Raw genomic sequence first — 17,631 nt, 5'->3', positions numbered from 1 at the left:
GTTGCTTTTCCTCCGCTCCAGTGACCAGCCGGCAGACAGCGGTGTAATGCCCAAGCCGGCTGAGCAGGCCCGTTACCAGATGACGGTAGTGAAATTGCCATATACATAACGATATGTGGGATGGCGCTACGGAAGCCCAGAAGGCAGAAAAGCCCCGGTAAATCGGGGCTTTTCTGCGTACGCTGAAATAAGCTGTATCATTCCCCCGTCACTTCCCTGCATTTCTCAATGAACCGCGCGGAGATGTTATCCCTTGAATAAAAAGCGTGGTAGATGGCGTTATTGTAGGTAGTGCCCAACCCAAAACGTTTGTGCTCCGGGTGGTAGAGGTCCCACTTTTCTTCCTCAATATGCGTAGGCCACCAGTATTTTACCTGCCCCTTGTTCCGCTGAACGTGCTCTGTAAGGTTTTGCCCCGCGTCCATATCTTCCGTCATGTTCATGTCCGGGTAGTGCAGTTCTTTCAGGTAGGCGGTAGAAATGGCAAAAAAGAAAGGTGATACATAGAGGTTTTGCCCGTTGCGCAAATGGTTGGCGGTTTGCGCGGCGCCTACAATGGTACGCGGCTCCAGCAGGTCATTCAGCAGCAGTTGCAGCCATTGCGGGTGGGTGGGTATGCAGTCTATGTCGAAAATGATGATGTAATCCGTATCCGTTACGTTGCGGCATACGTGGTTCAGGAAATCGCCATGGCTGAAACGTTTGTCAAATACATGGTTGATGCTGACGCCGAACTTGTCAAACACGGCCTTCTGGTATACCGGCACATCCGGGTGTACGTTCTGGTTATAGAAAGAGAATATTTTGAAAAGGGACCGTTCCTGGTTTTTCTTTTTAAAGAACATGCTGTTGTTTTTTATTGTCTGTATATGAATTTTTTGATCAGCGCCCGCGGGGTGTTGGTTTTACCTGGCAACGGCGAAAGGTAGAACAGGGTCAGCTGTTCGTCTTGCAGCTGCCGGTCTGTAAGCCCGAGGCGGCAGAGCAATATCCTGAACGGCGCCAGTGCCAGGAGGCGCCAGCGGTTCTTTTGACTGTTTTTGAGGTGCAGGCGAAGCGCAAGATCGTATTCTCCCAGCACTTTTCCCGCTTCCATAATGCCGGCCATCAGTTTTTCCCGGTAGGGGATGGTGAGGCGTTCCCGGGGAATGAAGTGCTGCAATACCATCTGTTCATCGTAATACAGTTTATAACCCCACAGCAGCAGGCGTTTGCAGTATTCAAAATCATCGCCGGTGCTGAGGTGCTGCCCATCCCGGCCGTTGAGCAGGGAAGGATAGCGGTGGCTGTTCACTTCCAGGAAGAGGGATTTGCGCGTAACGAGGCCCGCGCCCAGTACCAGCCCGCGGCTGCTTACATCTCCGGACGGGCCGAAACGGATGCTGATGGCGTATTTATCTTTATACTCCTCAAACCAGTCCGGGTAGGCGGAGGCGTCCGTTACCGGCACGTTTTTGCCGCCGCCGGCGCCAAACTGCGGCTGCTGCGCCATTTCCAGGGCATGGGCCACGTAGTTCGGGCTTAGCCAGTTATCATCGTCACAAAATACCAGGTATTCCGCCTGTGCCTCCTGCACGCCTTTTTTACGGGCATGCATTTGACCGGGCTGCGGCTCCGGCACTACCCGCAAGGGTACGCCGGGCGGGCCAAAGCGTTGCCAGCAATCTGTTGCCGTGGCGGCGGTGCGATCTGTAGAGGCATTGTCTATCACCAGCACTTCCCAGCTGCCTTGCGCCGGCGGCTGTTGCTGTGCAAGGTGGCGCAGCGTGTCCGGTAGGCGGGCGGCGCTGTTAAAGCAGCATATAATAACGGATACTTGTACGGACATCTGTTATTGGAGGTTCAGGAATTTTACAATATTCACCACGGTAGCGGGCAAAGGTTTGTTGAGCGCGGTGTAGATGCCGGCGTTGATGCTGAGAAACCGCACCAGCTCAAATTTTTTCATAGGGTTGCGGTGCCAGGTGGTGTTAATGGTACGCTTCAGCGCTTGCCTGCTGAACTTGGCTTCCGCCATCAGCCGCCGCAGCAGTTGCGGTTTCCTTTCCGGGAACACTTCCAGCATGCAGCTTTCATAACACAGGCCGGTGCCCCAGGCCAGCCGCTGCAGGTATTTGCGGTTGGCGCGGTTGCGGGGAATGATGTGATGCATCTGCAGGGCGGGAGATACCCCCGCGGCATATCCCTTGCTGATGCAGAGCAGCACCATCTGCGTGTCTTCTCCGCTGGTGAGCGCTGCGCCTGTTCTGCCGGGCTGCGTGAAACGGCCCTGCAGGGCCAGTTGAATATATTCTTTCAGCAGAAAGGTGTAGGTACACAGCCCTGTGCCGAAGGGGTAACAATGCTGCCAGTCCCGCTCGGTAGAAAACTCGGTATCCGCATCGTGCCGCTCCTGGAAGGCCATACGGGCATATCCTTCTATCTTCCGGTCTACGCCGTCAATAAAATCAACATATACATGGCCGGGGCCCCAGGCGCCTACCTGCGGAAAACGTTCGTTCAGTTTTTTCAGCTCCTGCAGGTAGCCGGGAGCCGGTTCGTTATCATAATCTATATAGACGATGAATTTGCCCAGCGCTTTTTCTATAGCGGCCATGCGGGCGTATTTCACGCCCTGCTCTTTTACTTCCAGTATCTGGCAACCGGGAATATCTTTCGTATGTTCTTGCACGTAAGCCAGGCTCCGTACAGGCGTTCTGCTGTTGTTGTCTACCAGTATCACCTCCGTGCGCAAACCCTCCCTGTCCAGACCGGATACGGCTTTCAGGCACCTGGCCAGCAGGCGCTCGTCAGGATTGTAAGTGCATATCACAATGGAATAGTCCTTGTCATAGCTGGTCTTCATTGAAACAGGCTTTTCATCCATCTTTTCAATCTGTTTTTAAGTTTCCTGTGCCTTCTCCATTTTTGTGCCAGATCAAATTCCTTTTCGAGGAAATAATAGTCCGCGGCCTTTTCAGGTACAAAATACACAGGATGCGTGATGTTCGTCAATTCACCCGCTGGCAGCGCCGCGTGATGGTTGGCCGGGTTGTGCGTATGCGTGCCGTCTGCCCTGAAACCGATGTTGCTGATCAGGTTTACGTTGGGCGTGGCGCAAAGGCCGTTCTCGAAAAATGTGATCAGGTTCAGCTGATAATCCCAGGTATCAATTTTCCCGGCCTTCAGGGCCGTGAATATTTTTTCCCATTCTTTTACTAAGAACGGATCGTCAAATACTTTCCGTATATAAAGGGCCGCTTCCTCCGCTGTGTATTGCCGCAGCGCCGGGTCATACCGTTCCCATACGCGCCGCCAGCTTGCCCAGCCCCAGATGTTGCTGTACTGGGAAAAGTAATAGCTGGCATGGCCCCACTGCCGGCCCATTTGCAGGTTGGTGCCGGTAATGATGCGCACCCGCTCGTCGTACCGGTATTTTTCCAGCAGCGTATCGCAAAAACGGAAAAAACTGCTGTTAGGCAGGCAATCGTCTTCCAGTATAATGCCTTCTTCTTCCTGTTCAAAAAACCAGGTAATGGCGGATGCCACGGCTTCCCTGCAACCCAGGTTCCGCTCGCGGAACAGGGTTTGGCAGGTGCAGGGCCAGTCTACCTGCTCCGCTACAGCGCGGGCCTGCCGGCAACGTTCGGTATCTGTTGCATTCCCCTCCCGGGGCCCGTCTGCCGCAATATAGAGCCGTGCGGGGCGCGCCGCCCTGATCTGTTCAAAGACGCGCTGCGTTAAATCCGGACGGTTGAAGAGGAGAAATAAAACAGGTGATCGCACTAAGTAGGCCTCCATATGGTTGTAAACGATTGATGCTGGGAATTAAAGATAAGTTTTTTATTTTAACAGCAATGGAAGGTAAAACAGAACGCATCACGCTCAGCATCATTATAGCTACCTACAACGCCGGTACGGAGCTGGAGGCCTGCCTGGCTTCCATTGCCGCGCAACCGCTGCGCAATATGGAAGTGCTGGTAATGGACGGAGGCAGTACAGACAACACGCTGTCCATCCTGCAAACACACACCATGCCGCAGCTGCGCTGGAGCAGCGGGGCAGATGAGGGTATTTACGATGCGCTGAATAAAGGCATTGCGCAGGCGCGGGGCACATGGCTGTATTTTATGGGGGCGGATGACAGGCTGCTGCCGGGCTTTGCCGAGCTGGCGGTACGGCTGAAAGATCCGCACACCGTGTATTACGGTAACAGCGAACCGTATTACGGCGCCCAACAACCAGGGATGGAGCTGCTCAGCGGCCCTTTTTCCGCCTACCGCCTGGCCAAGCACTGCATGAACCACCAGGCCATTATTTATCCCGCCGCCGCTTTCAGGAAATACCGGTACAACCTGCGGTACAGGGTGTATGCGGACTATGCGCTGAACATCATGTTGTGGGGAGACGCTGATCTCAAAAAGGAATACCATGCCTTCACTATAACCCGTTACAACATGACGGGATTTTCCGCTGCCACGGACGATAAACCTTTTAAAACGGACAAGCTGCAGCTCATCCGCCGGCATATGGGCTGGTGGATGTACATGAGAATGCGGTGGAAGCAGCTTAAAAAAAGGCTGCAGGGGGAACCTGATTTCTGGGACCCTGCCGCCAGGCCCTGAGTTTCTTCATCAGTTTCACGGCAAAACGTTTTTCATGCTTGAGATGGGCATTGCGCAGCGCTGTATAGGCGCTTTCGTGCCCGCTGAAAGTAAAGTAACCCGCTTTTTTGATATGGCTGTTGTAGTCTGCATATAGCTGCTGCAGGTCTGGCCGGGCGGCCAGCGTAAAGCGGTCATAGTGGAAAAGGGGCAACTCCGCCACGTCCGGCTCAAATGAGCTGAAATGGAAGAATTTCAACGTGGTGCCGCCATTCACCAGGTATTGCCCGTTCTGCTCCGAAAGATGCCGCTCATGCAGGTTCCAGGGCGCCATGTTAAGCCCTTTGTCTTCCAGTATATGAATACCTTTGAAAAAAAGCGGGGCCAGGTTCACGGGCAACTGGTCTACAAAAATGCCCTGTTCCGGCCTGAAGAAACCCTGGTGGTAAGTAATGTTCTTCCACCAGCGGATAAAGCGCAGGGCCTCACTGCCCCGGCTAACGCCCACAAACCCCAGGTTATAAATGCCGTAGTTGAGAAAGGTATGTTCCGCCGGTTTTTTACCGTCAAGCGGAATGGGCGTGTAGATGTGCGGGGTGAGGGCTACGGGCGCATTGTCCAGCACGGCAAATACATCTGTAAGCGGCTGGTAGAGCCGGATGTCAGGATCGAGATAGAGCACTTTGGCGGCCTGTCTTTCTTCCAGCAGGTATTCCAGCACGCGTGGCTTGATGCAGGTGTTCAGCTCTACAATGTTATATTTAAGGGCCAGCGCCGGCATCTGCGGTTCAATGTCTGCCGCGGGCAGCACTTCGTCTGCCAGGCTGCGGTAGTCTATGTCCGCCAGCATCTCGTCACACAGGCAAATGATGAAGCGGGCATCCGGCTCGTGCTGTTTTACGGAAGCGCCGAGTACAGCCGCTTGTGCAAGGTAATTATTGGAACAGATGGTGAAAATCGTTTTCATGGATCAGCAGGATTTAATTAACTTGGGCCGCACACCATGGCGCTCAGCATAGACGTAATTATACCATCTTTCCGGCCCGATGAACAATACCTGTTACCGGTGCTTGGCCTGAAACGGCCTGCCGGGGCCGTTTTGCGCTTTTACCTGGTGATAGACGACCCTGCCGCAAAGTTGCCGGAGGCTATCCGTGGCATGGCAGACAATAATACTATTTTTATCATCGTCAACGAGAAAAATATGGGCGCCGCCGCGGCGCGTAACCGGGGCATTGCCTCGTCAGCGGGGGAGTGGCTGCTGTTCCTGGATGATGATGTGTTGCCGGAACCGCAGTTGTTGGAAGCATATGCGGCCGCGGCGGCAGAACAGCCAGCGGCCACCGGTTTCATAGGCCTGGTGCGCTTTCCGCCGGCCCTTACCCGGTTTTCTGAAGCGGTGCTGGCCAGCGGCTCCATGGATATTTTCAGCATTGCGGAACGGCGTGCGTCCTTTGCGTGGGCGGCTACCGCCAATGTGATGGTGCGGCGCACGGCCATGGAAGAACTGCGTTTCTCCACCGTCTTTCCGGCTTCCGGCGGCGGGGAAGATGTAGACTTTTTCCTGAACCTGATGACGCACAACAAAGGGCAGCGCCTGCACTGCGTACCGCAGGCCGCCGTGAGCCACCCCTGGTGGAACAATGGCCAGCCCGGCTACAAACGCCCTTTCCGTTATGGCATTGGCAACAGCCTCCTGGGCACGCTGCACCCGCAATTTACCTACTACGATTTTCTGAACACCCCTGAAACCTTGCTGCTGTTATGCCTGCTGCTGCCCGTACCGGGCTGGACGGGCGCCGTATTGCTCATGATGGCCGGGGTGGTGTGCATAGAATTTATTGCCAATGCCGTGCAGGTACAAAAGCGGTACCCCGGCAGCAGTGTAACGGCAATATATTATGCCGCCGTTTTGCGGCTGGCGCAGGATGTGGGCGTGTTGTGGGGAAAGCTGAAAAAAGGGCAGTTGTACCGCATCGGTGAGCGGTTTCATGACGATGGCCGCATCCGGAAGATCAACTTCTACCGCTCCAATACATACAGGACCGTTAAATGGCTGTTATACCCCGCGCTGGCCATTGGCGTAGCCATGTGGCAGGCTTCCGTCAATTAAACTTCCGCATACCCGTTGGTGCAGAACGTGAGCCGCTTTACTACCGTTTCACTGTAGCGCCGCTGGTTCATGTGTTCCTGCTCACGTGAGTTGCAGGCATGATGCAGGTGATAGCACACCGCCGCTAGCTTCAGCCGCCGTTTCAGCACACCGGTGTTGATCAGCCTGGCGGCAAACTCGTAGTCTTCAGAGCCCCAGCCATGAAAAAGATTGTTGTAGCCGTTAATGGCAATAAAATCATCTTTCCAGAAAGCCAGGTTGCAGCCCTTGATATTTTCCGAGCTGCGGGAATTGGCGCGTATCAGAAATGACAGCGAAGGCAGGTGAAGGCTGTTGAACCGGTTGCTGATGCCGCCGGTGAAAAAACTGATGTCTGTTTGCCCGGTAGCCAGTATCTCCCGTGTTTTGCCCTCGCTGACCATGGTGCGGGCGCCCTGTACAAAAATGCCGCGGCGGGCGTGGCGTATATGGTCTTCAATAAATGAAGGATGGAGCACAATGTCTCCGTCTATTTCAATGATGTAGTCTGCTTCCGCCAGCTTTATGGCTTTATTGAGAATGGCGCTCTTCCTGAAGCCGGCGTCTTCCTGCCAGGCATGTTTGAGGGGAATGTTGAAGATAGACCGGTAGCGTTCTATCAAAGCCGCCGTTTCGGCGCCGGAGCCGTCATCTGCCACCAATATTTCGTCAGGCTGGCGGGTTTGCAGCATAATGCTCCTGAATATCACTTCCAGTGCCTGAGGCCAGTTGTAGGTAGACACCAATATGCCCACGGTAAAGTTGCTGTTCTTCATGCTGTTCCGGTTTTCAATTGGTCCATGGTCGCGCCCTTATTCCTGCAAGGATCGCTCCGGTTTTCAAATAATAAATCCTGTGGTTGCGTTGTGCTCTTTCATACCCGCGCAAAACGGCCTGCCACCTGGGTTCAACATATAAGTCGTACAGTACCGCCATTTTGTTACACAAACGGCGTGTTTTTTTTTAGTATAACGTATCAAACAAATTTTTAGTTCGAACTAAAAGTTTGCATATCTATCAACCTGCGGTACAATCCGTTGCTGTCAATCAACTGTTGATGCGTGCCTTGTTCAATGATCCGCCCCTTTTCGAGCACAATGATCAGGTCTGCGTCCTGCACCGTACTGAGGCGGTGTGCAATAACGAGCGAGGTGCGGTTTTTCATCAGGTTATTCAATGCTTCCTGTACCATTTTTTCCGATTCGGTATCCAGCGCGGATGTAGCTTCATCCAGCAGCATAATAGGCGGGTTGGCGAGTACCGCCCGGGCAATGCAGATGCGTTGCCGCTGTCCTCCTGATAATTTAACGCCTTTATCCCCGATATTAGTCTGGTATTGTTTTTCTGTGGCCATGATAAAGTCATGGGCATTGGCAATGCGGGCGGCTGCTTCCACCTCGGCCTGCGTAGCGTCAGGCTTGCCGAAGGCAATGTTGTTGAACACCGTGTCGTTAAAAAGAATGGACTCCTGGTTCACAATGCCCATCAGCCCGCGGAGAGACTCCGTGGTAAGCGCCTGGATATTGACGCCGTCCAGCAGTATATGGCCGTTGCCTGGCTGTATGAACCGTGGTATCAGGTCCATCAGCGTAGACTTGCCGCCGCCGGAGGGGCCCACCAGCGCTACAGACTTGCCTTTGGGTATCACAAGGCTGATATTTTGCAGCACGTCTGTTTCCGTGTAGGCAAAGGAAACGTTCTCGAACCGGATGCTGTCATGGAAGCCGTTCACAGGTTTGGCGTCTTTGGCATCCCTGATCTGCGGTGTTTCGTCGATCAGGGCCAGTACCCTTTCTCCTGCCGCAATGCCGGAGTGAATGCTGCTGAACGCGCCTGAAATGGCCTTGGCCGGCCGCATCACCTGGGAAAACAGCGCTATATAGGCAATGAACTCCGCCGCATTCAAGCCGCCTTCGTTGGAGAGCACCAGCGAGCCGCCATACAGTACGATCAGCGAAACCGTGGTAATACCCATGAACTCGGAAACGGGAGAGGCCAGCTGCTGCCGCCGCGCCATGGCGCGCACAATATTTGAATAGTGCTCGTTTTCCTTGTTGAACCGGTGTTTGATGAAGTTTTCCGCCCTGAACGCCTTGATGATCTTGATCCCCGCCAGTGCTTCGTCAAGATAGCTGATCATGTTGCCGTAAGAAATGTGGGATTCAATGGCCTGCTGCTTCAGTTTTCTCACAATGCGCGATATGATCAGGCCAGATACCGGTATCACCAGCAAAGACACCAGCGTGAGCTTGTAAGAGATAATAAACAGCAGTACCACGTAGATCAGCAATGTAAGCGGCTCCTTGAAGATCACCTGCAGCGTGCCGGTAACGGTGTATTGCACCACCTGCACGTCAGACGCTACCTTGGAAATGATCTCGCCCTTCCGCTCATTGTTGAAAAAGCCCAGGTGCAGGCCCATGATGTTGTCAAATACAGAGCGCCGCAGGTTCAGCAGGGTATTGATGCGGAGGTTCTCCATGGTGCGCTCCGAGAGGTAACGGAAAATATTGCCCAGCAGTACAGAAGTTACAATGGTGATGCAAACATACAGCAGCGTACGCTCCAGCCCGTAGCGCGCATTAGCCAGGTTGGAGTAATAATTAAGCATCTTGAAAATGTCAAATGGGCTGTCTGGCTTCACAATAGTCTGCCCCACCTCATGCTGGCTGAACAGCGTGTTGAGCAGCGGCGCCAGCAGCGCCAGGTTGAGGGTGCCGAACACCACAGCCAGGAAGGTAAAAATAATATAGGGTATCGCGTATTTTCCTATCGGTCTCGCAAAAGATAACAGCCTGAAGTATGTCTTCATATATAGTTAAGTCGAACAAATATAATAAATAATTAATGATTCGTATGCCATTACAGCCTCAGCGAATTTTCCGGGCTGTCCAGAGCGTATCGAAACTGCGGTAAAAACGAAAGTTGGCAGAAGGCATTACTAGGTTGTTTACCACAAAAGTAGAGCCAAGGTCTGTACTTTCGGCATAATAATCATGAAAAGCGATCCAGCCGCCCGGCGCCAGCCTGGGGGCATATTGCTCAAAATCCGCTATGCAGCCGGGTATGGAGTGGTCTCCGTCTATGAACAGCAGGTCAATTTTTTCGAAATCGCCGGCAAACTGGCTGGAGTAACCCTGTTTGACGTTGATCTTGTGGAGTACGCCCAGCCGGCTCATATTTTCCCGGAACAGGGCCAGCAGGTCTGTATCGGCCTTTTTTTGCATGTACTCCTGCTCGCTCCGCAGGTCAAAGCCGCCGGAGGCATTAAACGGGTCTATGGCATGAATGGTGCCGGAGCGGAGGCCGCGGGCCAGGCAATAGGTACTTTTGCCCTGCCAGCTTCCTATTTCCACTACCGTGGCATGGGGCGGCAGTTTGGAGGCCAGCAGGTACAGGCCCAGCGCTTCATTGGGTGTTAGCCAGCCGTCTATTGCTTCAAATGCACTGATCTTTTTCCGTATGCGGTTTTCAATAAAGTTGCCAAACATGGTGCTAAAATACGGTAAATCAGTTATTCGCCTTCCCACTCCCGGTAAAACCGGTCCAGGAAACCCTCCATATAGCGGTGGCGTTCTTCCGCCAGGCGGCGCCCGGTAGCGGTGTTCATACGGTCTTTCAGCAACAGCAGTTTTTCGTAAAAATGATTGATGGTGGGGGCGGAAGAATGTTTGTACGCTTCTTTGGTCATTTGCAGATTGGGCGGTATGGCGGGGTTGTACAGCGCGCGGTTCTTGAACCCGCCATAGTTGAAGGCGCGGGCAATGCCAATGGCGCCCATGGCGTCCAGCCGGTCCGCGTCTTGCACCACGCCCATTTCGGGAGAATAAAAGGACCGTTCTTCCAGCCCGTTCTTGAAAGACATGTGGCGGATGATGTTTTCCACATGCGTGGCAATGTCTGCGGGTATGTTGTGCGCTGCCATGAATGCGGCGGCTTTGGCGGGGCCTATGTGCTCGTCTCCCTGGTGAAACTTGGGGTCTGCAATATCATGCAGTAGGGCGGCCAGCTCCACCACCAGCATGTTGGCTTTTTCTTCGGCGGCTATCTGCCGGGCCTGCCGCCATACCCTGTAAATATGCCACCAGTCGTGGCCGCCTTCCGCGCCTGCCAGCTCTTGCTGTACAAATGCCGCGGTGGTGTCTATGATAGTCGGGTTATTGGCCATATTGCCTGATCCAGTTAATGATTTCCGTTTCTATGATGGTGAATATTTCGGGTTTGTACAATCCAAGGTCATGCCCTTCACCGTCTATGGCCACCAGCCGGTAGGGAACGGCCAGTTCCTCCAGTTTATCGGCCATGATCTCTGACTGGCTGTACAGCACCACGGCGTCCGCGGTACCATGTATCAGCAGGCTGGGTATGTTCCTGGCCTGTTTCACGGGACTGGCCGCGGCAAACTGCGGGGCCAGCGGCTGGTTGGGCACGTATGTTGCGCCGGTCACGTTGAAAATGGCTGGCCCCAGGCCCACGGATGCGGCGTAGTTCAGCATGGTGAGGTCTGTAAGGTCTGTGGGGCCGGAAAGGGAAATGATGCCGGTGATAAGCTGCTGCTGGTCATATTTGTACCCGTACAGCAATGCCATATGAGCGCCGGCGCTGGCGCCGCAGATCACGTAATTCCTGCTGCGGATGCCCCAGGCCGCGGCATAGCCGGAACACATCGTAACGGCCTTGTGCACGTCTTCCATCAGTTCCCCGTAATGCACGCTGGCGCTGGCGTAACGGTAGCTGAGGGAAACGCTGCCGATGCCGCGTTCCAGCAGCAGCTCCTGGAAGCCCTTCATATCTTCCTTGTTGCCCGCCATCCATGCGCCGCCATGTACCAATACTACAAACGGCGTTTCGGCGCTGCGGTTGGCAGGCAGGTATACGTCCATCTTGTTCCGGGCGTGCGGGCCGTAAATTACATTGCTGAGCCTGGCCTCCTGGCCCAGCGGGGGCGGAGGGGCTTCTTTTTTGGAACAGGCGGTGAATAAAATGATGCTCGCATAAAGGAGCCAGGTCATAGGTTTCATCCCTATAAATGTATGAAACCCATGGCTGTTTTTATGATTTTTCCAGGATTTCCTTCAGTTTTTCCAGTACCATGGCCCAGTTGGTATTGGAATGCTCCAGTTCCTTTTCGGAGTGGATATTGTCCTGGGAGAGGGTCACCATGGTTTTGGCCGGTTATTCGTCTTTCCATTCATCCGCATTTTTAATGCCCAGCGGGCCGGGGCGGAAAACCGGGTCGAGGCCTGCCTTCCGTTGCGCCTTGTAGTCTTTGAGAGCTTTGAGCGCGGGCCTTTGCAGCAGGAGGATGGCTATGATGTTCAGCCAGGCCATGAGGCCCACGCCAATGTCTCCCAGCGTCCAGGCGAGGGTGGCGGTTTTGATCGAGCCGTAAAAGGTGGTGACGAGTATAACGAGGCGCAGCATCCAGGTAAGCCACGGTTTTTTACCGGGTTTATTGAGGTAGCTGAGGTTGGTCTCGGCTATATAATAATACGCCATGATGGTGGTGAACGCAAAAAAGAGCAGGGAAATGGCTACAAAGCCTGCGCCGATGGAAGGAAAGTGAGCGGATACCGCATATTGTGTAAAGGCCGGCCCTGTTTCCACGCCGGGGAGGTGTTCTACCAGGAAACCGCCGGCTGGGTTGATCACGTTGTACTGGCCGGTGAAGAGGATCATGAAGGCGGTAGCGCTGCAAACGAACAGCGTGTCTACATACACGGAAAAAGCCTGTACCAGCCCCTGTTTTGCGGGGTGGCTCACTTCCGCCGCCGCGGCCGCGTGCGGCGCTGTGCCCTGGCCCGCCTCATTGGAATAGATGCCGCGCTTTACGCCCCAGGCTATGGCCGAGCCGAACACGCCGGAGAAAGCGGCCTCCAGGTTAAAGGCGGAGCGCAGTATCAGGGAGAGAACGGAAGGCACCTCCCGGATGTTGATGGCGATAATGACCAGCGCCATCAGGATGTATGCGCCCGCCATGAACGGCACTACAAATTCCGCCACCTTTCCGATGCGCTTTACGCCGCCGAAAATGATGAGCCCCAGCAGCAGGGTGATCACGCCGCCGGTAACGGCTACGGGTATATTAAAAGCATGGGCCGCGCTTTGAGAAATGCTGTTGCTCTGCACGCCCGGCAAAAAGACAGCCGTGGCCAGGATGGTGGCTACGGCAAACAACATGGCGTACCACTTTGTGCCCAGGCCTTTTTCTATATAGAAGGCCGGGCCGCCCCTGAACTGCCCGTCTTTCAATTGTTTGTAGATCTGCCCCAGTGTAGCCTCAATAAATGCGGAGGCCGCGCCCAGGAAAGCGATCAGCCACATCCAGAATACGGCGCCGGGGCCGCCCATGGCTATGGCCGTGGCCACGCCGGAAATGTTGCCGGTACCTACGCGGCCCGCTATGGCAATGGAAAATGCCTGGAAGGACGTAACGCCTTTGTCTGAGGCTTTGCCGCCGAAAAGCAGGGTTACCATGTCTTTCAGGTACCGCACCTGCAGGAAGCGGGTCATAAAAGAGAAATAGATGCCCACGCCGAGGCAGAGGATGATCAGTGCGTTGCTCCAGATAACGTCATTGATGGCGGTAACGATTTTTTCCATATGCTGGCAGGTCTGATGTTGGTTGAACAGGTGTAAAGGGATGCAAAATACAGTTTTCCTAACTATAATCAGGAAAGGATACTGACCTGTATCATCCCAACGCGTTTGTAAACTTAGTATTTTTACTGTATGGATGATTTCCTCGCCGCACGGTCCCAAATGGCCCTTTCCCTGGGCTTTCATATCATCTTTGCCTGTATTGGCATGGTGATGCCTTTTTTTATGGCCGTTTCCCACTACAAATGGCTCCGCACAGGAGATGAAGTATATAAACAGGTGACGAAAGCCTGGAGCAAGGGCGTGGCTATTTTTTTTGCCACCGGCGCCGTGTCCGGCACGGTGCTCTCTTTTGAACTGGGGCTGTTGTGGCCGGTGTTCATGGAGCATGCGGGCCCTATTTTCGGTATGCCGTTCTCGCTGGAGGGAACGGCGTTTTTTATTGAGGCTATTGCCCTGGGCTTTTTCCTGTACGGCTGGGACCGCTTCAACCGCTGGTTTCACTGGGTAACGGGCGTGGTGGTAGGGGTCAGCGGCCTGGTATCGGGCATCCTGGTGGTGGCTGCCAACGCCTGGATGAACAGCCCCGCCGGGTTCGACTACGTGAACGGCCAATACCTGAATATAGACCCCATGAAGGCCATGTTCAACAACGCCTGGTTTTCCCAGGCGCTGCATATGTCCGTGGCCGCCTTTGTAGCCACCGGTTTTGCGGTGGCGGGCATTCACGCGCTGATGATGCTGAAGGGAAAGAACATCGCCTTCCATGCCCGCGCGTTTCGTATAGCCGCCATATTTGGTGCGGTGGCGGCCCTGCTGCAACCCCTCAGCGGAGATATTTCGGCCAAAGACGTGGCCAAACGCCAGCCGGCAAAACTGGCGGCCATGGAAGCCCATTTTCATACGGAAGAAAAAGCGCCGCTCATAATAGGCGGTATTGTGGATGAAAAGAACGGGAAAGTAGACTATGCGCTGAGAATACCGGGCATGCTGAGTTTTCTGGCCCATGGCAATTTTACAGCGGAAGTGACGGGGCTGGACCAGGTGCCGGTAGAAAACCGCCCGCCCATAGCGGTAACGCATTATGCGTTCCAGGTAATGGTGGGGCTGGGCATGGCGCTGGTGCTGGTATCCTTGCTGTATTTTATTGCGCTCTGGAAAAAGAAAAGCTGGCTGCAGGGCCGCTGGCTGCTGAAACTTTTTGTGATAGCCACGCCCATGGGCTTTATTGCCGTGGAAGCGGGGTGGACGGTCACGGAAGTAGGCCGCCAGCCCTGGATCATCCACGGCATTATGCGTACGGCGGATGCTGTTACGCCCATGCCGGGCATTGTATATTCTTTTTACATTTTCACCGCGGTGTATATTTCACTGTCTTTGATCGTGGCCTTTTTGCTGTACCGCCAGATCAAAATGGTGGACAAACTCTATAACTGACTATGCTCTACGTTGTAATTGTATACCTCTGGGCGGCCATTCTGCTGTACCTGCTGCTGGGCGGGGCGGATTTTGGCGCGGGCATCATTGAGTTCTTCACCTCGCGCCGCAACCGCAGCCGCACGCGGAGAACCATGTACCAGGCCATTGGCCCGGTATGGGAGGCCAACCACATGTGGCTGATCATCACCATTGTGATCCTCTTTGTTGGTTTCCCGAAGATCTACACTACTATGTCCGTGTACCTGCACATTCCGCTCACCGCCATGCTGCTGGGCATTATAGCCCGCGGCACCGCCTTTGTGTTCAGGAATTACGATGCCGTGAAAGACGACCTGCAAAAGCTCTACAGCCGCATTTTTGTTTATTCCAGCGTGATCACGCCTTTCTTCCTGGGCATCATTGCGGCCAGCACGGTATCGGGCAGCGTAGACCCTGCCGCGGAAGATTTCCTGAGCGCGTACGTGTTCAGCTGGCTCAACTGGTTCTCCGTAACGGTAGGTTTCTTTACGGTGAGCATCTGCGGTTTTCTGGCGGCGGCGTTCATTATTGGTGAAACGAATAATGAAGAAGACCGGGGGTTTTTCACCCGCAAGGCCAAGTGGATGCTGGCGGCGGCCGTGGCCTGCGGCGTGCTGGTGTTCACAGCGGCCTATATGCAGGGCGTGCCGCTGGTGGAATGGATATTCGGCAAGCCGGGCGGCATTCTGGCCATCTCGCTGGCCAGCCTCTCGCTGCCTTTCCTCTGGTATGGACTGGAAAAGGGAAAAACGGTGCTGATCAGGCTGGCGGCAGGTTTTGAGGTGACCATGATCCTGTTTGCCGCTACCTACCGCCACTTCCCGAACATAGTGCTGCTCAAGGGCGGGGGATACCTCTCCCTGCTGGAACACCAGGGGCAGGACAAAACGATTGACGCCCTGGCATGGGCGCTGCTGCTGGGCAGCATCTTCATACTGCCGGCGCTGTTTTATCTGTTGTACAGCTTTGAAAAAAAGAGACCGGTACGGTAGCCATACCGTTCAACCCTGCAGAACGGTACCGGCAGCGGCAGTCTGGCGGGGCTTTTGTGCAGCGGATACTTTTAACAAAATGTTAAAAACTTGCCGCTCGTCATTTTACCGTTTTTATTTCCAAGATGGTTCTCATAGCTTTGCACCGGATTAACTTCATTCGCTAACTGACATGACACTAGACAGGCCCATCTTGCAAAAGGTGCTGTTTTTATTTCTCTTTCTCTGTATGCAGCACGCAACCGGTTTCATACCGGGGCTTTCTGCGTCTATGGAAGCAAAGGCATGTGTAAAGCGGGACCAGGTCAAGCCTTTACTGGTTGAGTTGCAATCTGCGTTCCACCTTCCGCCAAAATATCTGCCTGCAGATACGGAAGATGACTGGGCCAGCATCCGCAATTCCCAGAACCGCCGCAGGCTCCGCTTTTACCAGGCCGCTGCCAACCAGCAATTCAACTTTTCCCCGCGCACCGTACATTTCGCGTACGAACATTCCCATGCGGTAATTGCAGAGGAGAAAAAAGCCGGTGAGTACCAGCACCACGATTCATTTTTACCGGCGTACTACAAGTTCCTTTTCAGGTATACCCTGTTTTGATCCCCCATCCGTTCCATCCTTTTTTCCTTTCTCACCAGACCGATACACCGGGCATTTACCGGTAATGAAGATTTTTTGACTGTTGCGGCCACCCGGCTGCTCCAAATACTTATGTACTCATGCGTCACTTAACAGGACTCACCATTATTGCTATGACCGCAACCCTCGGCGGCTGTATTACCAAAGGAGGATCAGTGAACAATGAAAACGATGTGCAATCGTTCCCGGTGGTGCAACTGGCGGTTACAGACACCGTACTGCATCACCTCTACGTGGCAGACATACAAGCCGTCCGCAATGTAGACGTACGCGCCCGTATCAACGGTTTCCTGAACAAGATATATGTAGATGAAGGGCAGCACGTGAACAAGGGGCAGTTGCTGTTCAGCCTCAACGATGAGGAGTACCAGGCCAACCTGGCCCGCGCCAAAGCCGCCCTTAGCAGCGCTATTGCGGAAGCCAAGGCGGCACAACTGGAGGTAGACCGGGTAAAGCTGCTGACAGACAAGAAAGTACTGGCCAAAACGGAGCTGGAAGTAGCACAGGCCCGTCTGGCTGCCTTTAACGCCAAAATAGAAGAGGCCCGCTCCGCAGAGGCCAACGCAGCCACCCATCTGTCTTACACCAGCATCCGCGCGCCGTTTGACGGGTTCATAGACCGCATTCCCCTCAAAACCGGCAGCTACGTTACGGAAGGCAACCTGCTCACTACCGTGTCTGACATCGGCGAAATGTACGCCTACTTCAACGTGTCCGAAACGGAATACCTGGAGTATTCCCGCAGCAAGGAATCCAAAAACGACCGTGAAGTGAAGCTCACGCTGGCAGACGGCAGCCCGTACCCTTATATGGGGAAAATTGAAACGGTGGAAAGCGAGTTTGAAGAAAACACCGGCTCCATTGCTTTCAGGGCACGCTTCCCTAACCCGAAGCAGCTGTTGAAACACGGCGCCAGCGGCAAGATAGTGCTCACCAACAAACTGGAGAACGCGCTGCTGTTGCCGCAGAAGGCGGTGTTTGAAATGCAGGACAAAAACTATGTATACATACTGGACTCGGCCAACCAGGTTAAAATGAAAAGTTTTGAGCCGCAAGCCCGCATTCACCATTCATACATTGTGCATGCCGGGCTGAAGCCGGGCGAAAAGGTGGTGTACGAAGGCGTGCGCAACCTCCGCGAAGGCATGACCATCAAGCCGGAACTGGTGAAGCTGGACTCATTGCGGTCGCTGTAAGCGCCTGCTATTTTTTTCATTTTAAACGAATCTG

At 54.1% G+C, this 17,631-nt stretch carries 17 protein-coding genes; 6 read left to right on the top strand and 11 right to left on the bottom strand.

Features of this window, described 5'->3' with window-relative positions; genetic code table 11:
* Positions 1-197 precede the first annotated feature (197 nt).
* Genes D3A97_RS24270 through D3A97_RS24255 form a run of 4 tightly spaced genes read right to left on the bottom strand, consistent with a single transcriptional unit; the run spans position 198 to position 3,780 of the window.
* Positions 198-845, bottom strand: coding sequence for a glycosyltransferase family 2 protein (locus D3A97_RS24270; protein ID WP_119081162.1), 648 nt, complete (start codon positions 843-845; stop codon positions 198-200).
* A gap of 11 nt (positions 846-856) precedes the next feature.
* On the bottom strand, positions 857-1,828 hold the full coding sequence (locus tag D3A97_RS24265) for a glycosyltransferase (RefSeq protein WP_119081161.1): 972 nt from the start codon (positions 1,826-1,828) through the stop codon (positions 857-859).
* Between the two features lie 3 nt (positions 1,829-1,831).
* On the bottom strand, positions 1,832-2,845 hold the full coding sequence (locus D3A97_RS24260) for a glycosyltransferase (RefSeq protein WP_157986745.1): 1,014 nt from the start codon (positions 2,843-2,845) through the stop codon (positions 1,832-1,834).
* Positions 2,842-3,780: a nucleotide-diphospho-sugar transferase gene (locus tag D3A97_RS24255; protein ID WP_119081159.1), complete on the bottom strand. Its 939-nt coding sequence runs from the start codon at positions 3,778-3,780 to the stop codon at positions 2,842-2,844. Before D3A97_RS24255 ends, D3A97_RS24260 begins: the two co-directional genes overlap by 4 nt.
* A gap of 56 nt (positions 3,781-3,836) precedes the next feature.
* On the opposite strand from D3A97_RS24255, the gene D3A97_RS24250 reads away from it, so the two are divergent.
* Positions 3,837-4,604 (top strand): glycosyltransferase family 2 protein, encoded by a 768-nt coding sequence (locus D3A97_RS24250; RefSeq protein ID WP_157986744.1) that lies wholly within the window; start codon positions 3,837-3,839, stop codon positions 4,602-4,604.
* On the opposite strand, the gene D3A97_RS24245 is transcribed toward D3A97_RS24250, so the two are convergent.
* Positions 4,549-5,550 carry a glycosyl transferase gene (locus D3A97_RS24245; RefSeq protein WP_119081157.1) on the bottom strand — a complete coding sequence of 334 codons (1,002 nt, stop codon included), beginning with the start codon at positions 5,548-5,550 and terminating at the stop codon, positions 4,549-4,551. The two genes, D3A97_RS24250 and D3A97_RS24245, sit on opposite strands and share 56 nt — an antisense overlap.
* Before the next feature lie 36 nt (positions 5,551-5,586).
* Here D3A97_RS24245 and D3A97_RS24240 point away from each other — a divergent pair, with 36 nt between their 5' ends.
* Positions 5,587-6,696: a glycosyltransferase family 2 protein gene (locus D3A97_RS24240; RefSeq protein ID WP_119081156.1), complete on the top strand. Its 1,110-nt coding sequence runs from the start codon at positions 5,587-5,589 to the stop codon at positions 6,694-6,696.
* On the opposite strand, the gene D3A97_RS24235 is transcribed toward D3A97_RS24240, so the two are convergent.
* The 6 genes from D3A97_RS24235 to D3A97_RS24210 form a co-directional block, all read right to left on the bottom strand.
* Positions 6,693-7,490, bottom strand: coding sequence for a glycosyltransferase family 2 protein (locus D3A97_RS24235; RefSeq protein ID WP_119081155.1), 798 nt, complete (start codon positions 7,488-7,490; stop codon positions 6,693-6,695). The two genes, D3A97_RS24240 and D3A97_RS24235, sit on opposite strands and share 4 nt — an antisense overlap.
* Before the next feature lie 212 nt (positions 7,491-7,702).
* Positions 7,703-9,526 carry an ABC transporter ATP-binding protein gene (locus D3A97_RS24230; protein ID WP_119081154.1) on the bottom strand — a complete coding sequence of 608 codons (1,824 nt, stop codon included), beginning with the start codon at positions 9,524-9,526 and terminating at the stop codon, positions 7,703-7,705.
* A gap of 58 nt (positions 9,527-9,584) precedes the next feature.
* On the bottom strand, positions 9,585-10,205 hold the full coding sequence (locus D3A97_RS24225; RefSeq protein ID WP_119081153.1) for a class I SAM-dependent methyltransferase: 621 nt from the start codon (positions 10,203-10,205) through the stop codon (positions 9,585-9,587).
* A 23-nt stretch (positions 10,206-10,228) separates the two neighbouring features.
* Positions 10,229-10,882 (bottom strand): HD domain-containing protein, encoded by a 654-nt coding sequence (locus D3A97_RS24220; RefSeq protein WP_119081152.1) that lies wholly within the window; start codon positions 10,880-10,882, stop codon positions 10,229-10,231.
* The gene (locus D3A97_RS24215; protein WP_157986743.1) at positions 10,872-11,726 is read right to left on the bottom strand and encodes an alpha/beta hydrolase; all 855 of its coding nucleotides are present in this window, start codon (positions 11,724-11,726) and stop codon (positions 10,872-10,874) included. The genes D3A97_RS24220 and D3A97_RS24215 overlap by 11 nt, the downstream gene beginning before the upstream one ends.
* 163 nt (positions 11,727-11,889) lie before the next feature.
* A complete protein-coding gene (locus tag D3A97_RS24210) occupies positions 11,890-13,317 on the bottom strand; it encodes an alanine/glycine:cation symporter family protein (protein ID WP_119081150.1) in 1,428 nt (475 codons plus the stop codon).
* 129 nt (positions 13,318-13,446) lie between these two features.
* On the opposite strand from D3A97_RS24210, the gene D3A97_RS24205 reads away from it, so the two are divergent.
* The 4 genes from D3A97_RS24205 (at position 13,447) to D3A97_RS24190 (ending at position 17,597) form a co-directional block, all read left to right on the top strand.
* Complete coding sequence (locus D3A97_RS24205) at positions 13,447-14,751, top strand: cytochrome ubiquinol oxidase subunit I (protein ID WP_119081149.1); 1,305 nt, start codon at positions 13,447-13,449, stop codon at positions 14,749-14,751.
* 2 nt (positions 14,752-14,753) lie between these two features.
* Positions 14,754-15,764, top strand: coding sequence for a cytochrome d ubiquinol oxidase subunit II (locus D3A97_RS24200; protein ID WP_119081148.1), 1,011 nt, complete (start codon positions 14,754-14,756; stop codon positions 15,762-15,764).
* Between the two features lie 229 nt (positions 15,765-15,993).
* Complete coding sequence (locus D3A97_RS24195) at positions 15,994-16,362, top strand: hypothetical protein (RefSeq protein ID WP_119081147.1); 369 nt, start codon at positions 15,994-15,996, stop codon at positions 16,360-16,362.
* A 152-nt stretch (positions 16,363-16,514) separates the two neighbouring features.
* On the top strand, positions 16,515-17,597 hold the full coding sequence (locus D3A97_RS24190) for an efflux RND transporter periplasmic adaptor subunit (RefSeq protein WP_232826071.1): 1,083 nt from the start codon (positions 16,515-16,517) through the stop codon (positions 17,595-17,597).
* Positions 17,598-17,631: the final 34 nt, after the last annotated feature.

The organism is Chitinophaga alhagiae, assembly GCF_003568665.1.
Taxonomy (GTDB): domain Bacteria; phylum Bacteroidota; class Bacteroidia; order Chitinophagales; family Chitinophagaceae; genus Chitinophaga; species Chitinophaga alhagiae.
This window is presented reverse-complemented; position numbering and strand designations above follow the sequence as displayed.

Coding starts and splice junctions, on each gene's coding strand:
- D3A97_RS24270 (WP_119081162.1), bottom strand. CDS start 845: ATGTTCTTTAAAAAGAAAAACCAGGAACGGTCCCTTTTCAAAATATTC.
- D3A97_RS24250 (WP_157986744.1), top strand. CDS start 3,837: ATGGAAGGTAAAACAGAACGCATCACGCTCAGCATCATTATAGCTACC.
- D3A97_RS24225 (WP_119081153.1), bottom strand. CDS start 10,205: ATGTTTGGCAACTTTATTGAAAACCGCATACGGAAAAAGATCAGTGCA.
- D3A97_RS24260 (WP_157986745.1), bottom strand. CDS start 2,845: ATGAAGACCAGCTATGACAAGGACTATTCCATTGTGATATGCACTTAC.
- D3A97_RS24245 (WP_119081157.1), bottom strand. CDS start 5,550: ATGAAAACGATTTTCACCATCTGTTCCAATAATTACCTTGCACAAGCG.
- D3A97_RS24200 (WP_119081148.1), top strand. CDS start 14,754: ATGCTCTACGTTGTAATTGTATACCTCTGGGCGGCCATTCTGCTGTAC.
- D3A97_RS24255 (WP_119081159.1), bottom strand. CDS start 3,780: ATGGAGGCCTACTTAGTGCGATCACCTGTTTTATTTCTCCTCTTCAAC.
- D3A97_RS24190 (WP_232826071.1), top strand. CDS start 16,515: ATGACCGCAACCCTCGGCGGCTGTATTACCAAAGGAGGATCAGTGAAC.
- D3A97_RS24195 (WP_119081147.1), top strand. CDS start 15,994: ATGCAGCACGCAACCGGTTTCATACCGGGGCTTTCTGCGTCTATGGAA.
- D3A97_RS24210 (WP_119081150.1), bottom strand. CDS start 13,317: ATGGAAAAAATCGTTACCGCCATCAATGACGTTATCTGGAGCAACGCA.
- D3A97_RS24235 (WP_119081155.1), bottom strand. CDS start 7,490: ATGAAGAACAGCAACTTTACCGTGGGCATATTGGTGTCTACCTACAAC.
- D3A97_RS24215 (WP_157986743.1), bottom strand. CDS start 11,726: ATGACCTGGCTCCTTTATGCGAGCATCATTTTATTCACCGCCTGTTCC.
- D3A97_RS24240 (WP_119081156.1), top strand. CDS start 5,587: ATGGCGCTCAGCATAGACGTAATTATACCATCTTTCCGGCCCGATGAA.
- D3A97_RS24220 (WP_119081152.1), bottom strand. CDS start 10,882: ATGGCCAATAACCCGACTATCATAGACACCACCGCGGCATTTGTACAG.
- D3A97_RS24205 (WP_119081149.1), top strand. CDS start 13,447: ATGGATGATTTCCTCGCCGCACGGTCCCAAATGGCCCTTTCCCTGGGC.
- D3A97_RS24230 (WP_119081154.1), bottom strand. CDS start 9,526: ATGAAGACATACTTCAGGCTGTTATCTTTTGCGAGACCGATAGGAAAA.
- D3A97_RS24265 (WP_119081161.1), bottom strand. CDS start 1,828: ATGTCCGTACAAGTATCCGTTATTATATGCTGCTTTAACAGCGCCGCC.